At 63.3% G+C, this 22,831-nt stretch carries 15 protein-coding genes and 1 tRNA gene; 9 read left to right on the top strand and 7 right to left on the bottom strand.

Going from position 1 to position 22,831, the window contains the following annotated elements:
* Positions 1-113: 113 nt before the first annotated feature.
* Entirely contained in the window at positions 114-3,275 is a 3,162-nt protein-coding gene (locus tag JO965_RS22090) for an efflux RND transporter permease subunit (protein ID WP_203441121.1), read from the bottom strand.
* A gap of 62 nt (positions 3,276-3,337) precedes the next feature.
* Positions 3,338-4,612, bottom strand: coding sequence for an efflux RND transporter periplasmic adaptor subunit (locus JO965_RS22085; RefSeq protein ID WP_203441120.1), 1,275 nt, complete (start codon positions 4,610-4,612; stop codon positions 3,338-3,340).
* Positions 4,613-4,859: 247 nt separating this feature from the next.
* On the opposite strand from JO965_RS22085, the gene JO965_RS22080 reads away from it, so the two are divergent.
* The 3 genes from JO965_RS22080 (at position 4,860) to purU (ending at position 8,644) form a co-directional block, all read left to right on the top strand.
* A complete protein-coding gene (locus JO965_RS22080; RefSeq protein ID WP_203441119.1) occupies positions 4,860-6,032 on the top strand; it encodes a phosphoserine transaminase in 1,173 nt (390 codons plus the stop codon).
* A 124-nt stretch (positions 6,033-6,156) separates the two neighbouring features.
* Positions 6,157-7,749: a phosphoglycerate dehydrogenase gene (gene serA, locus JO965_RS22075; protein ID WP_203441118.1), complete on the top strand. Its 1,593-nt coding sequence runs from the start codon at positions 6,157-6,159 to the stop codon at positions 7,747-7,749.
* 22 nt (positions 7,750-7,771) lie between these two features.
* Positions 7,772-8,644, top strand: coding sequence for a formyltetrahydrofolate deformylase (purU, locus tag JO965_RS22070; protein ID WP_203441117.1), 873 nt, complete (start codon positions 7,772-7,774; stop codon positions 8,642-8,644).
* A 176-nt stretch (positions 8,645-8,820) separates the two neighbouring features.
* Here purU and JO965_RS22065 read toward each other — a convergent pair whose 3' ends face one another.
* Entirely contained in the window at positions 8,821-9,726 is a 906-nt protein-coding gene (locus tag JO965_RS22065; RefSeq protein WP_203441116.1) for a DMT family transporter, read from the bottom strand.
* A 76-nt stretch (positions 9,727-9,802) separates the two neighbouring features.
* Here JO965_RS22065 and JO965_RS22060 point away from each other — a divergent pair, with 76 nt between their 5' ends.
* The gene (locus JO965_RS22060; protein WP_203441115.1) at positions 9,803-10,666 is read left to right on the top strand and encodes a type 1 glutamine amidotransferase; all 864 of its coding nucleotides are present in this window, start codon (positions 9,803-9,805) and stop codon (positions 10,664-10,666) included.
* Positions 10,667-10,837: 171 nt separating this feature from the next.
* On the opposite strand, the gene rnk is transcribed toward JO965_RS22060, so the two are convergent.
* Positions 10,838-11,524: a nucleoside diphosphate kinase regulator gene (rnk, locus tag JO965_RS49420; protein ID WP_371826812.1), complete on the bottom strand. Its 687-nt coding sequence runs from the start codon at positions 11,522-11,524 to the stop codon at positions 10,838-10,840.
* Positions 11,525-12,844: 1,320 nt separating this feature from the next.
* Here rnk and JO965_RS22050 point away from each other — a divergent pair.
* The 3 genes from JO965_RS22050 (at position 12,845) to JO965_RS22040 (ending at position 17,491) form a co-directional block, all read left to right on the top strand.
* Positions 12,845-14,749 carry a hypothetical protein gene (locus JO965_RS22050; protein ID WP_203441114.1) on the top strand — a complete coding sequence of 635 codons (1,905 nt, stop codon included), beginning with the start codon at positions 12,845-12,847 and terminating at the stop codon, positions 14,747-14,749.
* 225 nt (positions 14,750-14,974) lie between these two features.
* On the top strand, positions 14,975-16,267 hold the full coding sequence (locus JO965_RS22045) for an adenylosuccinate synthase (protein WP_203441113.1): 1,293 nt from the start codon (positions 14,975-14,977) through the stop codon (positions 16,265-16,267).
* Between the two features lie 33 nt (positions 16,268-16,300).
* A complete protein-coding gene (locus JO965_RS22040; protein WP_203441112.1) occupies positions 16,301-17,491 on the top strand; it encodes a histidine kinase in 1,191 nt (396 codons plus the stop codon).
* A 167-nt stretch (positions 17,492-17,658) separates the two neighbouring features.
* Here JO965_RS22040 and rpoH read toward each other — a convergent pair whose 3' ends face one another.
* Entirely contained in the window at positions 17,659-18,549 is an 891-nt protein-coding gene (rpoH, locus tag JO965_RS22035; protein WP_203441111.1) for an RNA polymerase sigma factor RpoH, read from the bottom strand.
* Between the two features lie 187 nt (positions 18,550-18,736).
* Positions 18,737-19,735 (bottom strand): RluA family pseudouridine synthase, encoded by a 999-nt coding sequence (locus tag JO965_RS22030; RefSeq protein WP_203441110.1) that lies wholly within the window; start codon positions 19,733-19,735, stop codon positions 18,737-18,739.
* A 95-nt stretch (positions 19,736-19,830) separates the two neighbouring features.
* Here JO965_RS22030 and JO965_RS22025 point away from each other — a divergent pair.
* A tRNA-Glu gene (locus JO965_RS22025) sits at positions 19,831-19,906 on the top strand.
* Positions 19,907-20,071: 165 nt separating this feature from the next.
* On the opposite strand, the gene JO965_RS22020 is transcribed toward JO965_RS22025, so the two are convergent.
* Positions 20,072-20,482, bottom strand: coding sequence for a hypothetical protein (locus tag JO965_RS22020; protein WP_203441109.1), 411 nt, complete (start codon positions 20,480-20,482; stop codon positions 20,072-20,074).
* Positions 20,483-21,631: 1,149 nt separating this feature from the next.
* On the opposite strand from JO965_RS22020, the gene JO965_RS22015 reads away from it, so the two are divergent.
* Positions 21,632-22,777 (top strand): TRAP transporter substrate-binding protein, encoded by a 1,146-nt coding sequence (locus JO965_RS22015; RefSeq protein ID WP_203441108.1) that lies wholly within the window; start codon positions 21,632-21,634, stop codon positions 22,775-22,777.
* Positions 22,778-22,831 lie beyond the last annotated feature (54 nt).

Genomic DNA, 22,831 nt, shown 5'->3' with positions numbered 1-22,831 from the left:
TTTAACGAGTGCAGCGCTGTAGCGGCGTAATCCTCACTGGATAAGCACAGCGCTCTGACTTTCCAACCCCCACCCTCAATCCCTCCCCGCAAGGGGGAGGGAAGAAGCTCGTCTCACTCCGCCGCCTGGGCGGGCGGCACATGCTTCCTCCGCGACGGCAGATCCTCGCCGTGCGGGACCTGGCCCGTCTGGGCGCGCAGCTTGTCGAGCATCTCGCTCACGTAAGTGGCGGGCTTGGTGAAGCCGCCGATGAGCAGGTAGATCGAGGGCACCACCAGCATGGTCAGCATGGTCGAGACGGTGACGCCGCCGACGATCACCGAGCCGATGGCGTTGCGCGCTTCGGCGCCGGCGCCGGTCGACCAGGCGAGCGGGATGGCGCCGCCGATCATGGCGATGGAGGTCATCAGGATCGGCCGCAGACGCAGCACCGAGGCTTCGACCACCGCGTCCCGCACCGAATATCCGCGCTCGCGCAGCTGGTTCGAGAACTCGACGATCAGGATGCCGTTCTTGGTCATGAGGCCGATGAGCAGGATCATGCCGATCTGGCTGTAGATGTTGAGCGTCTGTCCGGTGATGAACAAAGCCAGCAATCCGCCGGTCACCGCGAGCGGCACGGTGAGCATGATGATGAACGGGTTGATCCAGCTCTCGAACTGCGCCGCCAGCACCAGGAACACGACGAGGAGCGCCATGGCGAAGGTCATGTAGATCGCGCCGGTCGAGTCCAGGAAGTCCTTGGACTGGCCGTTATAACCGATGCGCACTTCCGCCGGCAGGTTGTCGCGCACGATCTGCTGGAGGATCTCCAGGCCTTCGCCGATGGAGACGCCCGGCGACAGCGAGGACTGGATCGTGATCGAACGCAGGCGGTCGAACCGGTTCAGGGCCTGCGGCGCGGCCGATTCCGTCAAGGTGACGAAGGAAGAGAGCGGAACGAGCTCGCTGTTGGCGGCGCGGATGAAGGTGTTGGTGAGATCGTTGGGCGTCGCCCGGTCCTGGGCGCGGGCGCGCATGATCACCGGATATTCGTCGCCGCGGCTGACGAAGGTCGAGACCTCGGTCTCGCCGAACATCAGCTGGAGCGTGCGGCCGATATCCTCCACCGAGACGCTGAGATCGGCGGCGCGCTGGCGGTCGATCTGCACGCGGATGTCCGGCTGCGACTCGCGATAGTTGGAGTCCATATTGACGAACTTGCCCGTCTCCTGGGCCTTCTGCATGACGATGTCACGCCAGCCGCGGATCGTCTCGTAGTCGGGGCCACCGAGCACGAACTGGATCGGCTGGCCGAAGCCACCGGCACCGCCGAAGGCGGGCGGGTTGACCACCGACACGCGCGCGCCGGGGAAGCTCGACACCTTCGGCGTCATCTGGCGCACGATGTCCTGCTGGCTCTCCGTACGGTCCTCCCAGGGCACGAGGCGAACGATCACGATGCCTTCGTTGACCGGGGAGGGGCGCGCAAAGCCGGGCGCGACCTGGCTCAGCATGGAGGCGACGAGGCCCTGCTCCTGTAGAGGCATGAGGGCGCGCTCGACCTCCTTCACCCGGTCGCGGGTGTAATCGAGGCTGGCACCTTCCGGCGCCTGGAGCCGGACGATGATGGCGCCGCGATCCTCGGTGGGTGCGAACTCCTTCGGCAGGGATTGGAACAGGCCATAGGCGGACAGCGACACCAGGAAGCCGATGAACAGGATGACGACCGGAATCCGCAATGCGCGGGACAGCAGCCAGCGATAGCCGCTGTTCATCTTCTCGAAGAGCGGCTCGGTCATGCGCTGAATGCGGCCGTGGGCCGGGACCATCAGCTTGGAGCAGAGCATCGGGGTAAGCGTGCGTGCCACCACGCCCGAGAAGAAGATCGCTGCGGCGAGCGTGATGCCGAATTCGCGGAAGAGCCTGCCGGTATTGCCGGTCATGAAGGCAAGCGGCACGAACACCGCCATGAGGGTGGCGGTGGTGGCGATCACCGCGAAGCCGATCTCGCGCGCACCGTCGAAGGAGGCGAGCAGCGGCGGCTGGCCTTCCTCGATGCGCCGGTGCACGTTCTCGATTTCCACGATCGCGTCGTCGACGACGATACCGATGGCGAGCACGATGGCGAGCAGGGTCAGCACGTTGATCGACGCGCCGAAGAAGGCCATCACCATGAAGGCCGCGGTGATGGAGACGGGGATCGCCACCATGGCCACGATGGTGGAACGCCAGTCGCGCAGGAAGATCAGGATGACGAGGATCACCAGCGCCACGCCTTCCATGAGGGTCTTCAGCACACCGTCGATGGAGGCGCGGATGAACTGGCTCTCGTCATAGGCCACTTCAGCGACGGTGCCGGGCGGCAGGGAAGACTTGAGCTCCTCCAGCTCCTTGCGCACGCCCTCGACGACGGAGAGCGTGTTGGCGGTCGACTGGCGCACGATACCCATGCCGATGGCGGTTTCGCCCGACTGGTAGAACTCGAAGCGCGTGTCTTCCGGGCCTACCTCGACCTGGGCGACTTCACCGAGCCGAACCAGATAGCCGTTCTTGTTGGTGACGATGACCTGCTGGAATTCCTCGGGCGTCGAGAGGCGGGAATCGGTCTTGACGGTGAATTCGCGCTGACTGGATTCGATCCGGCCGCCGGGAAGTTCCACGTTCTGGCGCTCGATGGCGGTTTCGAGATCCTGCACCGTCAGGCCACGGGCCGCGAGCGCCGGCCGGTCGACCCAGATGCGCATGGCAAAGCGCCGCTCGCCGCTTAAGTTGACATTGGCGACACCGGGAACGGTGGACAGGCGGTCCACATAGACGCGCTTGAGGTAGTCGCTCAGCTCCAGCGCATCGAGGGTGGTGGACGTGACGCCCACCCACATGATGGCCGAGGCATTCGCATCGACCTTGCGCACCACCGGCGTATCGGCGTCGTCGGGCAGCCGTCCGGTGACGCGGGACACGGCGTCGCGCACGTCCGAGGTCGCGGCCTCCGGATCGCGGGAAACCTCGAACTCGATGGAGACCGAGGAGCGATCGTTCTGGCTCTGGGAGGTGATCTGGCGGATGCCTTCGATACCGGCGACCGCGCCTTCGATGATCTCCGTCACGCGGCTTTCGATCACCTCGTTCGAGGCGCCGCGATAGACAGTCGAGACCGAAACGACCGGGCGGTCGACCTGCGGATATTCGCGAACCGGCAGGTTCATGAGCGCTGCAAGGCCACCCACGATCAGCAGCAGGCTGACCACGACAGCGAAGACAGGGCGGCGGATGAAGAGGTCTGAAACCTGCATGGCGGTTCGGCTCTAGTCCAGTCAGTAAAACGAAAACCTCCCGCCGGAGCGGGAGAGAAAGATCACTTCCGCTCGGCAGCCTGAGCGGCGCCGATGGCCTGCGGCACGTTCAGCGAGGAGCGGGAGGGCTGCTCCCGGTTCGCCGCGGGCACGGGGGCCGCCGGGGCTGGTGCACCCGAGCCCACCGGGCGGGCGACGACCTCGGCGCCGGGGCGCACGCGCTGGACGCCCAGCACGACGACAGTTTCGCCGGGTTTCAAGCCCTCCACCACCTCGACCTTGCCACCCTGGCGCTGGCCGATGGTGATGACGCGACGCTCCACCTTGTTGTCCTTCACCGGATAGACGATGTGGCGCAGACCCTCGCTGACGATGGCCTCTTCCGGCACCACGACGGCATCGTCCTTGGTCGAAACCTCCAGGGCCACCGACAGGAACATGCCGGGCTTCAAGGCCTCGTCCGCATTCTCGAATTCTGCCGTCAGGCGCGCCGTGCGGGTCGTCTGGTCGACGCGGGGATCGATGGTCGACACGCTGCCCTTGAAGGTGCGGCCCTTATAGGCGGCGGAGGTGGCATTGACCGTCTGGCCCGGCTTGAGGCGGCCCAGGAGGTTCTCCGGCACCGCGAAGTCGAGGCGGATCTTGGACAGGTCGTCGAGGGAGGTAATGCGCGTGCCGGGGGCCACATAGGCGCCGAGCGAGACGGAGCGGGTGCCGACGCGGCCCGCGAAGGGGGCCCGGATCATCAAATCTTCAAGCCGTGCCTCTGCGGCCTTACGCTGGGCCTGGGCGGAGGCAATCGATCCTTCGAGCGACTTCATCTGGGCCGTCAGATCCTCGACCTGGGCGCCGGTGCCGGCTCCGGTGCGGCTGAGCGCCTGGGCACGTTCGAGCTTGATCGCGACCTCGTTCCGCAATGCCGTGGCGCGGTTCGCCTCGGCGACGGCCTGCTCGATGGCGGCGCGGCGTTCGGCGGCGTCGAACTGGACCAGCATGTCGCCGGCCTTGACCTTCTGGCCTTCCTCGAAGCCGATCTCGCTGACGATGCCTGCCACCTTGGCGGTCACCATGATCGATTCATAGGCACGGACCGTGCCGACCGATTCCCGGACCTCGACGATGCGCCCGGTCTTGACCGTATCGACGTCAACCGTCGCAGGTCCGGCCGGACCGCCGCGGCCACGCCCACCCTGGGCGGCCTGCTGGCCTGCGGGTTGGCTCACATACGCGCCGATCACGGGCACATTGGCCAAGTGGCCGCCCTTATAGGCGTACCAGCCGCCAAAGCCTGCTGCCCCCAGCACGGCAATGACAGCGAGTTGACCGGACACACGCATGCTCGCTCCTTACTCAGTCCTTTGGCCTTATCGGCTCTTTGGTCACAATTATCGGAAGTTGTCCTAGCACAATATATGCCAAGTGCTGCGAACATAACGCAGCAAACACGATGTTTTGTATTACGATTTCGTAATCTGAGCCATTGACGCAACGATAGTCGCCTTGACCGCCGGCCGCACCTCATTCATACCGGTTGGCGGGACACCTCTCCCCACCGAGAGGCGCCCATCTGTAAGGATGGATTACATGACAAACCTGCCTGCCGCGCGTCCGCGCGCGCCTTTCTTTTCGTCCGGCCCCTGCGCGAAGCGCCCCGGATGGTCTCTCCAGAACCTCAAGACCGACAGCCTCGGCCGCTCGCACCGCGCGAAGCTCGGCAAATCGCGCCTGAAGCTCGCCATTGACCTCACCCGCGAGGTGCTGGACGTGCCGGCCGATTACCGCATCGGCATCGTGCCCGCTTCCGATACCGGCGCCGTCGAGATGGTGCTGTGGTCGATGCTGGGTGCCCGCCCGGTCGACATGCTGGCCTGGGAAAGCTTCGGCGAGGGCTGGGTCACGGACGTGGTCAAGCAGCTCAAGTTGTCTGACGCCAGGGTCATCAATGCGCCTTACGGCGAGCTTCCCGATCTTGCGCAGGTCGACACGAAGAACCGCGACGTGGTCTTCACCTGGAATGGCACCACCTCCGGCGTGCGCGTGCCGAACGCCGACTGGATCGCGGCCGACCGCGAAGGCCTGACCATCTGCGATGCCACCTCGGCGGCTTTCGCGCAGAAGCTCGATTTCTCCAAGCTCGATGTGGTCACCTTCTCCTGGCAGAAGGTTCTGGGCGGCGAAGCGGCCCATGGCATGCTCATCCTCTCGCCCCGCGCGGTGGAGCGGCTCGAGAGCTACAAGCCGGCCTGGCCGCTGCCGAAGATTTTCCGCATGACCAAGGGTGGCAAGCTCATCGAAGGTATCTTCGAGGGCGAGACCATCAACACGCCCTCCATGCTCGCCGTCGAGGATTACATCGACGCGCTCGAATGGGCGAAGTCCATCGGTGGGTTGAACGCGCTCGTCGCCAAGGCCGATGCCAACGCGAAGGTCATCCATGACTGGGTCGCGAAGACCCCGTGGATCGCCAATCTCGCCAAGGTGCCGGTGACCGCTTCCAACACCAGCGTCTGCCTCGTCATCGCCGATCCGGACGTGGTCGCCAAGGGCCCCGACGCCGTGGCGCAGATCGCCAAGGGCATCACGACGGCGCTCGACAAGGAGGGCGTCGCCCTCGACATCGGCGCCTATCGCGACGCGCCTCCCGGCCTTCGCATCTGGTGCGGCGCGACGGTCGAGCAATCGGACCTCGAAGCCCTGACGCCCTGGCTCGACTGGGCCTTCGCGCAGGAAAAGGCGAAGCTCGCGCAAGCGGCTTGATTTCATGCGTCATCCCGGACGCGGCCATGCCGCGATCCGGGATCGCTCTCACCAGCTAGACTCCCATGACGATCCCGGCTCGCGCTGCGCTTGGCCGGGATGACGCTACAGGCACAGGTGCACCATGCCCGCTCCCCGCGTTCTCATTTCCGATGCTTTGTCTCCCGCCGCCGTGCAGATCTTCAAGGATCGCGGCATCGAGGTCGATTTCCAGCCGGATCTCGGCAAGGACAAGGACAAGCTCGCCGCCATCATCGGCGAATATGATGGCCTTGCCATCCGCTCCGCCACCAAGGTGACGGCGAAGATCCTCGAACAGGCCAAGAGCCTGAAGGTCATCGGCCGCGCCGGCATCGGCGTCGACAATGTCGAGATCCCCGCCGCCACGGCGAAGGGCATCATCGTCATGAACACGCCCTTCGGCAATTCCATCACCACCGCCGAGCACGCCATCGCCATGATGTTCGCGCTCGCACGCCAGATCCCGCAGGCCGATGCGTCGACGCAAGGAGGCAAGTGGGAGAAGAACCGCTTCATGGGCGTCGAGCTGACCGCCAAGGTGCTCGGTGTCATCGGCTGCGGCAATATCGGATCCATCGTGGCCGACCGCGCCATCGGCCTGCGCATGAAGGTGATCGCCTACGATCCCTTCCTGTCGCCGGAACGCGCAGTCGAACTCGGCGTCGAGAAAGTGGAGCTGGACGATCTCCTGCGCCGCGCCGACATCATCACGCTGCACGTGCCGATGACCGAGAAAACGAAGAACGTGCTCTCGGCGGAGAATATCGCCAAGACCAAGAAGGGCGTGCGCATCATCAACTGCGCCCGCGGCGGTCTCGTCGACGAGGCGGCTTTGCGCGCGGCGCTCGATTCCGGCCATGTGGCGGGCGCCGCCTTCGACGTGTTCGTCGAGGAGCCGGCGACTTCCAACCCGCTCTTCGGCCATCCCAACGTGGTCTGCACGCCGCATCTGGGTGCTGCCACCTCGGAAGCGCAGGAGAACGTGGCGCTGCAGGTGGCCGAGCAGATGTCGGATTACCTGCTGCAGGGCGCGATCCAGAATGCGGTGAACTTCCCGTCGATTACTGCGGAGGAAGCGCCGCGCCTGAAGCCGTTCGTGGCGCTTGCCGACAAGCTCGGCTCCTTCCTCGGCCAGCTCACGGAAGCGCCGATCAAGGGCATTCGGATCGAATACGAGGGCGCTGTCGCCGAGATGAACACCCGCGCGCTGACCTCGGCTGCGGTGACCGGCGTGCTGCGGCCCTTCCTGCAGGACATCAACATGGTGTCGGCTCCGATCGTGGCGCGCGAGCGCGGCATCACGGTGGAAGAGGTCAAGCGCGAGAGCGCGGCTCGCGACTACGAGAGCTTCATTCGCATCGTTGTCGACGCGGAGGACATGGCGCGCCATGCGGGCGGCACCGTGTTCCAGGACGGCAAGCCGCGTGTGACCGAAATCCGTGACATCATGGTCGATGCGGAATTCGCGCCGAACATGATCTATGTGCGCAACGACGACAAGCCCGGCTTCATCGGCCGCTTCGGCACCCTGCTCGGCGAGTCGGGCGTGAACGTCGCGACCTTCGCGCTCGGCCGCGACAAGCCGGGCGGCGATGCGATCTGCTTCGTGTCGGTGGACGAGCCGGTCTCCGATGAGCTCCTGCGCAAGATCGAGGAGATCCCGCAGGTCAAGCGCGCCCGCGCCGTACGCTTCTAAAAAGGATGAAGAGGAACGCATCATGGCATCGTCCCTGCGACAGCGCTTCGTTCTGACGCTCGCTTGCCCGAACCGTCCCGGTATCGTGGCTGCCGTGGCAGGGCACCTGTCCGATGCGGGTCTCAACATCCTCGACGCCCAGCAATATGACGACACGCAGACGGATCGCTTCTTCATGCGTGTCGTTTTCGATCCCGTGTCGGGAGAGAGTGATCTCGATGCCTTGAAGAGCGGCTTCGCGCCGCTCGCCGATCGCTTGAGCATGACATGGACCTTACGCGATCCGCGCGAGAAGCGCCGGGTCATGCTGCTGGTCTCGAAATTCGACCATTGCCTCGCGGATCTTCTCTACCGCTGGCGCATCGGCGAGCTCGATTTCGAGCTCGTCGGTGTCATCGCCAACCATCCGGCCGAAACCTACAGCCATGTGGATCTGGGCAAGGTCCCGTTCCACTGCCTTCCCGTCACGAAGGACACGAAGCTCGAGCAGGAAGCACAGGTCTGGGAGATCATCCGCGACTCGAAAGTCGATCTCGTGGTGCTCGCGCGTTACATGCAGGTCCTGTCGGATGGTCTTGCCGCGAAGCTCGCGGGGCGCTGCATCAACATCCACCACTCGTTTCTTCCAAGCTTCAAGGGCGCCAAGCCCTACCATCAGGCCCATACCCGCGGCGTGAAGCTGATCGGCGCGACGGCGCACTATGTGACGTCCGATCTCGATGAGGGCCCGATCATCGCGCAGGACGTGGAGTCGATCACGCATCGCGATTCCGCGGAGGATCTCGTCCGCAAGGGCCGCGACATCGAACGCCGCGTGCTGGCCCGCGCCGTGCGCTATCACCTTGAGGACCGCATCATCCTCAACGGCCGCAAGACGGTAGTGTTCGCGGATTAGCGAACTCGCCACTGTCATTCCGGGGCGCCGGAGGCGAGCCCGGAATCCATAACCGCTGACGATCCAGAACAATCGAAGCGGAGGCCGCTGCGTCTTCTCTCAAGCTGTCGTGTTTATGGATCCCCGCCTTCGCGGGGATGACGGTGGAGGGTCTGATGTCCGTCGGAGCTACGTACTTACCGTCGCTGCTCCGCGAGCCAGATTCCGCCGAGCACGAGCGCCAACCCGATCGCGTGATAAAGCGCAAAAGGCTCGCCGAGCAGCACCACCGCGAGCAGGGCGCCGAAGACCGGCACAAGATTGACGAAGAGACCCGCCCGCGCCGGGCCGATCAACTCGACGCCGCGGATGAAGAAGATCTGCGATAGCAGCGAAGGCAGGAGAGCCACGTAGAGCAGGATGAGCCAGCCCTTCGGCGTGGGAAACTGCGCCGTGCCCTGGATCATCTCCGCGCCGACGAGGGGCAGGGAACTCGCGAAGGCCACGACCGCCATGGCGGCGAAGAACACGAGGCCCGGCATCTCCGGGCGATAGCGCAGGCCGAGCGTGTAGACCGAATAGAACACGCAGGCGATCAGCATCCACACGTCGCCGATATTGATCGCCAGCGTCTTCAGGATCTCCCAATCGGCTTTGACCGATACCGTGATCACGCCGATGAGCGTGACGATCATGCCGATGATCTGAAGTGGGATCACGCGGGCGCGGAAGACGACGATCATGCCGATGAGCACGAAGACCGGAATCGAGCCCTGGAAGATGGTGAGGTTGACCGCGCTGGTGTGATGGGCGGCGGCATAGAAGAGCGCGTTGAAGGCCGTGAAGCCGAAGACGCCCATGATAAGCGTGAAGAACCAGCGAGCCCTGAATTTCGGCCATTCCGCCACGAGCTGGCGCCCGACGAGGGGCAGCAGGATCGCCACCACGACGATCCAGCGCAGACAGGTGAGCACCATGGGGGAGATCTCGCCGATGGCGAGCCGGCCGGCGATGCCGTTACCGGCCCACATGAGCGTGGTGAGAACCAGGAGAAGATAGGCCTGCCCCCAAAGACCTTGCCAGAGCGATTGCAGAAATTTCATTGGAGGCAGGACCTTATTGCGCTTGCTGCTTTGCGCCGTTCGGCTAAACCGGCGCGAAAGAAAGCGGGTGATACGCATGGCCTTACGGTTTCTGGTAGTTGAGGGCAATACGCGGGGCGCAAGGCAGGCCCACAGGCAAGCCTATGGACTAACCCTCTCGGAATCCTATGCGGAGGTGATTCAGGGCATCGAAGGCGATGCCGTCTGCGACATCGCCTTTCCGACGGATGAGGGCGCGAACCTGCCGGACGCGGCGGGCCTCGAATCCTATGACGGCATCGTGCTCACCGGCTCGCACCTCAACATCTACGACCGCACTCCCGACATCCTGAGCCAGATCGACCTGATGCGGGCGGTCTATGCATCCCGCACCCCGTCCTTCGGCTCATGCTGGGGCCTGCAGGTCGCGGCCGTCGCGGCGGACGGAGACGTGCAGGTAAACCCGCTCGGGCGCGAGGTGGGCGTCGCCCGCAAAATCACGGCTACCGAGGCTGGCCGCGACCACCCCATGCTTGAAGGTCGCCCCGCGGCTTTTGATGCGCCCGCCATCCATCTCGACATGGTCACAACCCTGCCGGGCGACTGCACGGTGCTTGCCGGCAATGCGATCTCCCCGGTCCAGGCCGCCGAGATCCGTCGGGACGGCGGCGTGTTCTGGGGCGTGCAGTATCATCCCGAGTTTTCGCTAAGTGAACTCGCCGCCATCCTGAGCCGCCGGACGGATATCCTCGTGAAGGAAGGCTTCTGCCGGACGACCGAGGAAGCCGTCGCTTATGTGCAGGACCTGGTGGCCCTGGACAGGGATCCATCGCGCTTCGATCTCGCTTGGCGGTACGGCATCGACGCGGAAGTGCTCGACCCCCATCGCCGCACCCGCGAAATCCGCAACTTCGTCGAACACCGTGTGAAGGTGGAGAAGAGTGCGCGCGGACGGGCGTGAAGCCTCGCGTTTTCCCGCATACGCATGGAGGTTCCGTCAGGACCGATACCCTCCGCCGTCATCCCCGGACTGGTTCCGGGGATCCACGACTTGAGAACCTCAACGTTGCAAAGATGTGGATGGCCGGGACGAGCCCGGCCATGACGAGCAGGGCAGTCCAGATGCGTCCGCTCAGACGGCCTCCTGTTCCACCGAAGCGAGCTTGCGAATCTGCAGGACGGTCAGACGCTTCGATTCCCCCGTGCGGGTGGTCCAATCGATCGATTGTCCGAGTGGGAGCCCAATGAGGGCGGTTCCGATCGGGGTCAGCACCGAGATCCTTCCCTGCGAGATGTCGGCCTCGTGCGGATAAACCAGCGTGACCGTCTGCACGCGCCCTGTGGTGTCATCCCGAAAATCGACTTCGCAACCCATATGGACCGCGTCCGCACGCTGCTTCCCGCCAGGCAGGATATGAGCCCGGTCGAGCTCCTCGGCGAGCTCCCGTGCCACATCCGGCATCGTGTGCAGGGCCGCTTCGGCAAGGGTTGAAAGCTTCTCGTGATCCACCGCCGTCAGAGTGATCCGTGGCTTTGCGATGCGCGCTGTTTTCTTGGTCATTCGATGTCTCCTGTTCTTGAAGATGCTGCGGCGCGGGACGCCGCAGAGGGCGGCCGGGATCGCCATCGGATTCCGGGGATAGATGGGGTTAAGTTGAAGCGCCCGGGCCAGTCGCACCGGGCTGGTGCTCGTTCCGCCGATCAGGACATTCGGAGGCGGAAGAACGCTGTTGGTCTGGCCCTGGACGAGGCTCGGATTCGCGACGCGGAACGCAAGCTTGAGGCGATAGCCATGCCGCCGTGCCGGGTGAACCGGCATGCGTCCTCACAGGATGTCCAAGGATTCAGATGATGTGGAGCGCCCCGAGCTCGGGGCGCAGACGCGCGTTGAGCTCGGGGCTACTTGCCCGCGATGAGGTTGCCTGCCCGATGCAGGCCGCGACGGTATCGTAGAAGGCTCAACATGATGGGGCGAGGCTCCTACACATCGTTGTGTTTGTCAAATGACAGCGAAGTTACTGCTCCGAAGACGTAGACGCTGCAAACCGTGCTGCCATGACGGGGAAGAGACTGCTGCACCGATGTCATCCCCGGCGAGGGAAGGGGTCCATACGAGGGAAGGGGATCCATAGTGCGGCGTGTGAGTGGATTCCGTTCCCCTCCGCTGCGCGTCCTTCCGGGAATGACACTCCAATAGCGTCCACTGTCATTCCGGCGCGCCGAAGGCGAGCCCGGGATCCATAACCGCCGGCGTTGCAGAACGTGGCGCAATGCTGCTCGCCCTTTTTGGAAACGCCGTGTTTATGGATCCCGGGCTCCGCTGCGCGGCCCCGGGATGACAGTGGTGCATTCCCCTTTCACGTCATGGCCGGGCCTGTCCCGGCCATCCCGATGCTGTGAAGCGCCGCGCCTTGCCGATCGGGATCACCGGCCCAAGGCCGGCGATGACGTGGAGGGTGTCATCCCCGGCGGTCCGCAGGACCGGGAAGGGGATCCATAGCGGTGTGCATGCGGGTGGGTTCCCTTCCCCTCCGCTCTGGCCGGGAATGACACCGCACATGTTCCACTTTTGTTCTTGACAATTGTCCCAATCTTGGCTATATCATTGCCTTAGATCTGCTCCTGAGAGGGGCGCGCTCGCGAGGCGTCGCAGTGTGGGAGCAGGCACGGTCCCGTGCACGTACCGATACGCAGGTGCGGGTGACGGGAGGCCCAGGATGTGGGTTGGTGGTCGGGATCGGTCGCAGGCCGCCGTCGCGCAGACGGTCCACGCCTGAGGCGGTTGACTGAGCTGGCCTCTCCTGTCCGCCTAAAGAAGCCGTGCGCGAAGAGGCAGTTCGGCTCTTCCATCTCACACCAGACATCGAGCCGGGCTGCCTGTCGCGCCACCCTCGATCCATCGTCAGGCTCGCAGCGCAGGCTGCGGGCCACACGGCGCTGGCTCTTTGACACAGACGCATCGACATCCACACCCATCATGGCCGGCCCGTCCCGGCAATCCCGATGCCGAAAAAGAAGCACCGCGTCACCCCATTGAGATCACTGGTACACGGTCGGCAATCGCGGCCTCCGAGCCATCTATGCCGGTTTTTAAGTCAGGTTAGTTTATGTTATCACATGCGCATTCAGGGGGTGGACGATGGGTAAGGTCTATAAAGTTGGCGTGGAGACGATGGTTTCCCCGCCCGGCGGCATGGGGAATGAGATCAGACCGGCCATCACCGCCCTGGAGGATGGAGGATGGCTGGTCGTCTGGCGTCGAGAGATTGGAGGCGGGAAAGAAGACGTTCTCAGCCAGAGATACGGTCAGAATGGCCAGCCGCTCGGCGGTCCCATAAAGGTGCTTGAAGACGGCAAAAACGGCATCAGCCCATCTGTTGTGGCCTTGCCGGATGGCGGATGGGTCGCTTTTTGGGCCGACGGCCCCGGGATCTTTCAAAGGCGATTCGATGACGACGGAAATCCCGTCACCGGCGCGATCCGCGTCAACACGGGAACCGGGACCGTCAATGAACCTGAGGTCTGCGTGCTTCCCAATGGAGGTTGGATCGTCACTTGGGTCTCCCGCGACGGGGCCGGAGATTATGACGTTTATCAACGAATTTTTGACAGCACAGGCAAGCCCAATCCGGATGGGGACCGGCTCGTCGCGCAGAAGACGGCTGGATTGCAGGCAAATCAGCAGATCGCGGCTCTCGCCGACGGCGGCTGGGTCGTCACCTGGCAAGACAGCTCGTCTGGATTTTACCAAAGACGCTTCGATGCGGATGGTGGTGCCGTCTCCGATGATATCGCCCTCGCCACCGTCCCCGCTAACCAATTTCCAAGCATAGCCGGCTTGAGCGATGGCGGCTGGATCGTCACCTGGAACGACAACGGCGGAATTCACCAGAAGCGCTTCGACAAGAACGGTCAGGTGGCCGATGCCGAGACAGTCGTCGCCGCGGCTACCGATGGCTTTGTACAAGGCGTTACGGACCTGGCGGATGGCGGGTGGGTTGTCACCTGGGCCGCAGGTGATGGGCAGGGTCGCGGCATCTATCAGAAGGCGTTCGACAAGTTCGGACGGGCGGCATCCGACGCGGAAATGCCGGTCAATAGCGATCCATCCGGTGATGGAGCTTGGCCCGTCGTCACGGCCCTGAACGATGGAAGCTGGGTCGTCGCGTGGTACTCCGATCAGTCCGGCGTCAGGGAAATTTATCAGCAGCGCTTCAAGATGAACGAAGCGCCGACGGATCTCGCCCTGAGCGCGGCGGCCATCGTGGAGGCGACCGCCAACGGCACCGTCGTCGGCACGCTGTCCGCCAAGAACACGGATGCGATCGCGGGCGATACGCTCACCTACACCCTGCTCGACGATGCCGGGGGGCGTTTTGCGCTTCAAGGGGACAAGCTCGTCGTCGCCGATGGCCTGAGGCTCGATCACGAACAGGCTGCCTCCCACACCGTCAGGGTGCGCGTGGCGGACCGGGACGGCTTGAGCGAGGAGAAGACCTTCACGATCGGCGTGACAAACCGGTCGCCCGAGAAGATCACGGGCAGCAATGGTCACGATGTGCTGTGGGGCGATGTCGGAGCGGATGCCTTCTATGGTCTTGGCGGCAACGACAGGCTTGTCGGAGCCAATGGTCGCGACAGGCTCGACGGTGGGCTCGGCAACGATACGCTGAGCGGCGGCTACGGCAATGACATGCTCATCGGCGGCAAGGGCAAGGATGCGTTCGTCTTCGCCGCGAAGCTCGGCACCTCCAAGACGGACCGCAAGGTGAACTTTGATACGATCAGCGATTTCAAGCCGAAGGAGGACAAGATCCACCTGGAGAACGCGAACTTCTCCAAGCTGAAGAAGGCGGGCAAGTTGAGCACATCGTTCTTCACCATCGGCGACAAGGCCAAGGATAAGAACGATTACATCGTCTACAGCAAGAAGACCGGCGTTCTGTCCTACGATCCGGATGGCTCGGGAGCCAAGAAGGCGATCGAGTTCGCCAAGGTGAAGGCGAAGCTCAACCTGAAAGCCTCCGATTTTCTCGTGATCTGATCCGACGCGAACGGATCGACCAGCACCCGCCATAGCCTGGCCGTGGCGGTTTTCGTCGGCCGCTTCCGAACGGCAACCACATTCCCGCCCTTCACGACCCATATGATCACGGGATCGGGGCGCATTCCGCCTTGACCTGAGGCGCGCGATCCACCATGAGGGTTTGCAAGGTTTTTGACCCAACCCTGGCCTTGCGCCGGGGTTTTTTTATGTGAGGCTTGAGCGATGGCGAATGTGGTTGTCGTGGGCGCCCAGTGGGGCGACGAAGGCAAGGGCAAGATCGTCGACTGGTTGTCCGAACAGGCGGACGTGGTCGTGCGGTTCCAGGGCGGGCACAATGCCGGCCATACCCTCGTGATCGGCGACAAGGTCTACAAGCTCTCTCTGCTACCCTCCGGCGTCGTGCGTCCGGGCAAGCTCTCCGTCATCGGCAACGGCGTCGTGCTCGATCCGCATGCGCTCGCCGGTGAGGTTGCGCGCCTTTCCGAGCAGGGCGTCTCGATCACCCGCGAGAACCTGCGCGTGGCCGAAAACGCCACGCTGATCCTTTCCATCCATCGCGAGCTTGATGCGCTACGCGAAAGCGGCAGCGCCGGCACGAAGATCGGCACCACCAAGCGCGGCATCGGCCCGGCTTACGAGGACAAGGCCGGCCGCCGCGCCATCCGCCTCATGGATCTCGCCGATCTCTCGGCTCTCCCTGAAAAGATCGAACGCCTGCTCACGCACCACAATGCGCTTCGCCGCGGCTTCGGTCTCGACGAGTTCGAGCCGAAGGCGATCTACGAGGAGCTGGCTTCCGTCGCGCCGAAGGTCCTGCCTTACATGGACGCCGTGTGGCGCCTGCTCGACGACGAGCGTCGGGCCGGCAAGCGCATCCTGTTCGAGGGCGCTCAAGGCGCGCTGCTCGACGTCGATCACGGCACCTATCCTTTCGTCACCTCGTCCAACACGGTGGCCGGACAGGCGGCCACGGGTTCGGGACTCGGCCCGGGCAGCGTCGGCTATGTGCTCGGCATCGCCAAGGCCTACACGACCCGCGTGGGCGAGGGGCCGTTCCCGACCGAGCTGTTCGACGAGACCGGCGAGCTGATCGGCCAGAAAGGCAAGGAGTTCGGCGTGGTCACGGGCCGTAAGCGCCGCTGCGGCTGGTTCGATGCCACGCTGGTACGCCAGACGGTGCGCACCTCCGGCATCGACGGCATCGCGCTCACCAAGCTCGACATCCTCGACGGCTTCGAGACCATCAAGATCGGCACCGGCTACAAGCTCGATGGCGAGACCATCGATTACTTCCCGGCAAGCCAGGGTGCGCAGGCGCGCGTCGAGCCGATCTACGAGGAGATCGAAGGCTGGAGCGGTTCGACCGCGGGAGCGCGCTCTTGGGCTGACCTACCGGCACAGGCGATCAAATATGTCCGCCGCGTGGAGGAATTGATCGGGGCGCCCGTCGCCGTGCTCTCGACTTCGCCGGAGCGTGACGACACAATCCTGATGAAGAACCCCTTTGAGGGTTGACGACGGAGCCTGAGCGGGGCAATCCCAAGAGAAATGGCAGATTATTACCCTCTCATCGCCCGAGCCGTCGAAGGCTTGCCCGAGCAAACCCCCGACAAGCGGCACGCCGTCTACGAGCGTGCCCGCACGGCTTTGATCGCGCAGTTGCGTTCCCTTGACCCGCCTCTGACCGAGGCGGAGATCCAGCAGGAAGGCCGCTCCCTCGACGAGGCCATCACCAAGGTCGAGGCGGATTACACCGCGCCGGCCGGGTTCGATGACGATGCCTTCTCGACTATGCCGGCCGCCGATCAGCCGACGCGCGAAGGAACTCGGAGCGCAGGCTCGGTCCATGGCTTGCGGGCGCCCGCTCCTCAAGCCGCTGTGGAAGAAGAGGCCGAGGGCACCTATGCCGAGCCCGCCGTGGCGCGGCCCAAGGTCGACAGCCGGCCTCATCCGGCCATGCAGGGTAAGGGACGGACGCGGACGATCATTTTCGGGTCGGTCCTGGCGCTCGTGATCGCGGCCATCGCCGCCTTCGCCTTCCTGTGGCGCGACAGGCCCGAGGATCTTGCTCCCGAAACCCCGGTGGCCGAGGCGCCGCAGCCGGCTCCCGCCGATTCCAAGATCAACGAGCGGGTCGGCGGTCAGGCCGCCCCCTCGACCACGCCCGCTCCGGCTCCGGCCCCTCGCCAGGAAGCAGGCGTGGTGCAACGTGCGGTCTTCTATGAGGAGGATCCCGCCAACCCGCAGACCCCCAAGGCGCAGGTCGGGCGGGTGACGTGGCGTCTCGAGGACGTCAATCCCGGCCAGGGCCAGCCCCTCGAGAAAGCCGTCAGTGCCCTGATCGAGGTGCCCGATGCCGGGTTGACGATGCGTATGATGCTGCGGCGCAACCTCGACGCGACGCTGCCGGCCTCCCATACGGTCGAACTCACCTTCACCACCCGCGAAGGCGATACGAACCGTGTCATCCGAGACGTCGGATTGCTGCAGTTCAAGGACGAGGAAGCGGCTCGCGGCACCCCGGTTGCCGGCCTGCCGGTGCCCGTGCGCGAGAACCTTTTTCTGATCGGCCTCTCCAACCTGCAGGTCGATGTGGCGCGCAACACCCAGCTCTTCGTGCGCCGCAACTGGATCGACCTGCCGGTGCGGATGGCGTCCGGCCAGCGCGCGATCCTGAGCTTCGAGAAAGGCGCCTCCGGCAACCAGATCCTCAACGACGCCTTCAATCAATGGCAGTAGGGTAACAGGCTTCCACTAGAGCATCGGACCCACTTTTGGGTCCGATGCTCAATCCCTTAAGCGGCGCATCGTTGAGTGCGGAAAACCGGATCCACTTTTCCGCACGATGCGCTAACAAAAAGCCGCGCATCGAGCGCGGCTTTTTCATGAGTTCATGGAAGGTCGATTTAAGCCTCGGCTGCCGAGGTCTCGATCTGGGTCAGGTTCTTCTTGACCGCTTCCTGCACCTTCTCGAAGGCGCGCACCTCGATCTGGCGGACGCGTTCGCGAGACACGCCGAACTCGGTGGAGAGCTCTTCGAGTGTGATCGGATCGTCCGACAGACGGCGCGCTTCGAAGATGCGGCGCTCGCGCGGATTGAGCACGGAAAGCGCGGAACGCAGGGCGGTCAGCCGGTTCTGGCCTTCCTCCTCCTCCACGAGCACCTGCTCCTGGCTCTGGCCGCTGTCGACGAGCCAATCCTGCCATTCGCCGCCGCCTTCGCCTTCGTCGCGTAAGGGAGCATTGAGGGAGGCATCGCCGCCGAGGCGGCGGTTCATGTCCACCACGTCCTGCTCGGTCACGCCGAGCTGGGTGGCGATCTGCTTGACCTGATCCGGACGAAGATCGCCTTCCTCGAACGCGGAGATGCGGCCCTTCGCCTTGCGCAGGTTGAAGAACAGCTTCTTCTGGTTCGCGGTGGTGCCCATCTTCACGAGGGACCAGGACCGCAGGATGTATTCTTGAATCGCTGCCTTGATCCACCACATGGCATATGTGGCGAGGCGGAAGCCCTTGTCGGGCTCGAAGCGTTTGACAGCCTGCATCAGGCCGACATTGCCTTCCGACACCACCTCGCCGATCGGCAAGCCGTAGCCGCGATAGCCCATGGCGATCTTGGCGACCAGGCGCAGGTGGGATGTCACGAGCTTATGGGCGGCTTCGCGATCTCCATGCTCGCGCCAGCTTTTGGCGAGCATGTATTCCTCATGCGGCTCAAGCATGGGGAAGCGACGGATTTCGTCGAGATAGCGCGAAAGGCCCCCTTCATTGGCAAGCACTGGAAGCGCTGCAGCCATGTCTTCTCCTCCTTTGGCTCCCTCACCACGAGGCAAGCCTGGGGCGGCCCCCCTCCAGGGCCGGCCGCCTTGCCCCCTATATAAGCGGTTCAACCTTGTCCGAATAGAGGCGTCAGGCTTCAAGACGTGGTGAACGCACTAGAGCCGCAAGGGTGCCAGCCAGACCTGATTTTGCGACCGATTGACGCTAAATCTCCGCCCGCAGAGCCTGGAGGAGCGCAGCCATATCGGCGGGGAGGGAGCTCTCGAAACGCAGGAACTCTCCGCTGCGCGGATGCTCGAAGCCGAGGATCGCGGCATGAAGAGCCTGCCGGTTCAGGGCATTCAGCGCCTCCTTCTGTGGCTCCGAGAGTCGGTTCGCCTTGGTCTTGAAGCCGGAGCCATAGGTCGCATCCCCCAGGAGTGGGTGGCCGAGATGGGCCATGTGAACCCGGATCTGGTGCGTGCGTCCCGTCTCCAGCTCGCATTGGACTAGGCTCGCGATGGGATTGGCGGGAGGTAGGCCTTCCATGACCTCGTAATGGGTGATGGCGTAGCGGCCGCGATCCTCGCCCACCACGACGATCTTCTCGCGGTTATGCGTCGAGCGAGCAAGGGCTGCCTCGACGGTCCCACGCCGCCGCTCGGGCACGCCCCAGAGGATCGCCAGATAGGCGCGTTCCAGCGGCCCGGTCCGACCGTGATCGGCGAATTGCGCTGCGAGTGCCTGATGGGCGAGGTCGTTCTTGGCGACCACCAGCAGGCCGGAGGTATCCTTGTCGAGGCGATGGACGATGCCGGGCCGCTTCACGCCGCCGATGCCGGAGAGGCTCTCCCCGCAATGGGCGATGAGAGCGTTCACCAGGGTGCCGGAATCGTGCCCGGCCGCCGGATGAACCACGAGCCCCGGCGGCTTGTCGATCACGATCACATCGTCGTCCTCGTAGACGATGGCAAGTTCCATCGTTTCGCCGGCAGGTTCCGCGGGAACGGGCGGCGGCACTGTCAGCGCAATCCGGACGCCGCCTGCAACCTTCCGATTCGGATCGAGGACGGGCACGCCGTCGACGGCCACCTGACCATCGCGGATCAGCGCCTGTAGGCGGCTGCGCGACAGATCGGCCTGCAGCCGTGCCAGCACCCGATCGAGCCGCTCGGCCGTGATACCGTCTTCCAAAAGCCATTCCTGTCGGGTCGCGTCGTTCACCGCATCCTCATTTCACCTGGGCCGTTCGCTTTTTTCAGCAAAAGGACTTGAAGGGATTCGGAAGGGTGGTTATACGAGCGGCCTCCACCTTGCTAGCTCCCTTCGTCTAGCGGTCTAGGACGTCGCCCTCTCACGGCGAAAACAGGGGTTCGAGTCCCCTAGGGAGCGCCAAAGGTTCGATAAGGCCAGCCTCGCCTCGTGCGGGGCTTTTGCTTTTCTGAACATCGGTGATCCAACTCCACTCAGAAGAGCGGCAGATTCTGCAGGCGGGAAAGAGGACTTGCGGATGGCAGTGATGGGTGCTGGAGCGGCAGGAGCCGCCCCATCAGCTTGCTTTTACTCGGCCGGCGTCAGGCGAGCCTTCGGTGACGAGGCGATGTCACGGGTTGGCCTGAAGACGAAGTAGGCGAACAGAACCATTGCGGCGAGCACGATCAGCGACGCGAGCGCGGCAACCGGATCGGCAGCGGTGTAACCAAGATGAAGGGCGGCGACGGCAATGGTCAGGATGACGGTGCCGATCGACCAGATGATGACCTGGATCAGGGCCAAACGGCTCGTGTCGAGGGCCGGGCGGCGCTCGTAATAGATACCGAAGAGAAACAGGGACACCCAGCCGAGCAGGTTCAGGTGGGCGTGGGCCGGCATGATCGAGTGATCCTGGGATGCTGCCATTCCAATTCCCATCGCCATGCCTGCGATGACGAACAGAACGGCAAGCTTAAAGCTGAGCGACGACGCAGTCATAAAGGTCCTCCTGAAAAGTATTCCCGGGTTGGTTTGTTTTCGTTTTCACTACAACCGCGAGCACAATGTCCGATGCGTGGAAAATAACAACAGATTTTCAAGGTTATTTTTTGATGAAATGTTATTAAAAATCTTATATTGCAGGCTGTTCTTCAGAACCATTGCCGCTTCGCTTTTCATGGCGGGCGAGCCCGACAAAGAAACAGCCCGCTTTCGCGGGCCGTCGGAGCACTTCTGAGAGTCTGGAGCATTTTTCGGCGAGGTGGCTCCGGTTCGCCGTCAAAAAATGCGGCACACCAAGAAGAAGAGATGATTCCACGCAAGTGGAAACAGCCCTGATTGCCTTGGGATGCCTGTTCCTTGTTGGAGTCCGATGTCTTCTACTTCCGGGCTTTTGCCTTCTTCCAAGACGGTCTCATGCCGGCCTTCCGGGCCATCGATAAGCTCCTCTGGCTTGGTGTGATCGTCTGCTCACGAAATTCTAGGGTCGGGTTCTCAATGCTTTCGGCTGATCGTTCCCGGTCCCGTGAGGATCACTTGCGGAGTGGTTGCCCTCTTACCCGTTGGATGACGTGCCACCACGTGAGCTGGATCCCATGCCTTTCTGGTCCTGGAGAGCATGTTCGCAACGCTCCACATGGCTTGCCGCGCGCAGTTCCAGTTCCTGCGTGTTATGACAGGGGTTCTCAATATCCTGATGGCAGTATTCGCACTTCATGATGGCCTCCTTGGCGATACGAACAGGAGGCCAACGTGGACGGGAAGTCGGGGTTCCGCTGCCGGAGGGATCGCTGCACGGCGAAGCTGTGGAGGAGCCGAGCTCTTCAATCTTAACCTTGGAGGCAATGCTGAATCCGGAGCTCGGATGCGAGAGGATGCAGAGTATCGCAATGGTAGCCGGGACTGGAGCGATACTGGATGCCCGACCGGCGAATGGGGAATTGTTGGCCAGGGAGAGAAACCGGCATGACAATTCCGCCCTGTTACTGAGAGGCCGATGGGCGCTACTTAGTCCAACGGCACTACCTCGCCTTTTCCTTAGGTCGCGCCAATATAGAGTCTAGCTTAACACGGTAGCATGTTTGGACTATTATCATGTGAGTTAAAAAAGCGCGGCCATAAGAGCCCGCACTTTCGGGAGGAGAGCTAATGACCAAAGTAAAGTCCCCTCTTGGGGAGAAGACTTCGCGCCGTAAGTTCTTGGGCGGTGCGGCGATTACAGCTGCGGCGACTGTTGCGGCGCCGAGCGTCGTCAGGGCACAGGGCCCCATCAACATGCGCTGGCAAAGCACATGGCCTTCCAAGGATATCTTCCACGAATTCGCGCTCGATTTTGCCAAGAAGGTCAATGACATGACCGGCGGTGAGCTCACGATCGAGGTGCTGCCGGCCGGTGCCGTGGTGCCTGCTTTCGGCCTGCTCGACGCCGTATCGAAAGGGACGCTGGACGGCGGCCATGGTGTGAACGCCTATCACTACGGTAAGCAGCCGGCCCTGGCACTCTGGGGGTCTGGCCCGGGCTTCGGGATGGACGCCAACATGCTGCTCGCCTGGCACAAATACGGCGGCGGCAAGGAGTTGCTTGAAAAGCTTTATGCCTCGATCGGCGCCAATGTCGTGTCGTTCCTCTACGGGCCGATGCCGACGCAACCGCTCGGCTGGTTCAAGAAGCCTGTCGCCAAAGCCGAGGATCTCAGCGGCCTGAAGTTCCGGACCGTCGGCATCTCGATCGACGTGTTCACTGGCCTGGGCGCGGCGGTCAACGCATTGCCGGGCGGTGAAATCGTTGCGGCCATGGATCGCGGCCTGCTCGACGCCGCCGAGTTCAACAATGCCTCGTCCGATCGAGCCCTCGGCTTCGCTGACGTGTCCAAGATCTGCATGCTTCAGAGCTATCATCAGAACGCAGAGCAGTTCGAGGTCATGTTCAACAAGACCAAGTACGATGCACTCCCGGACAAGATGAAGGCGATCATCTCTAATGCGGTCGAAGCTGCGTCGCAGGACATGCATTGGAAGGCGATCGACCGCTACTCCAAGGATTATGTGGAGCTGCAGACCAAGGACAACGTCAAGTTCTATAAGACGCCGGACGCTATTCTCAAGAAGCAGCTCGAAGTCTACGACGAAGTCGTGAAGAAGAAGGCGGCGGAAAATCCCCTCTTTAAGGAGATTCTGCAGTCACAGATCGCCTTCGCTCAACGGGCGACGCGGTGGGAGCAGGACACCGTCGTCAACCGCCGCATGGCGTTCGATCATTACTTTGGAGCGAACGCAGCAGCAAAGAAGATCTGATGCTCCCTTGAATCGGCAAAGCGCTGTTCGGAATATCCAAATGGCGCTTTGTCT

It is taken from the genome of Microvirga sp. VF16, assembly GCF_016864375.1.
Classification (GTDB): domain Bacteria; phylum Pseudomonadota; class Alphaproteobacteria; order Rhizobiales; family Beijerinckiaceae; genus Microvirga.
This window is presented reverse-complemented; position numbering and strand designations above follow the sequence as displayed.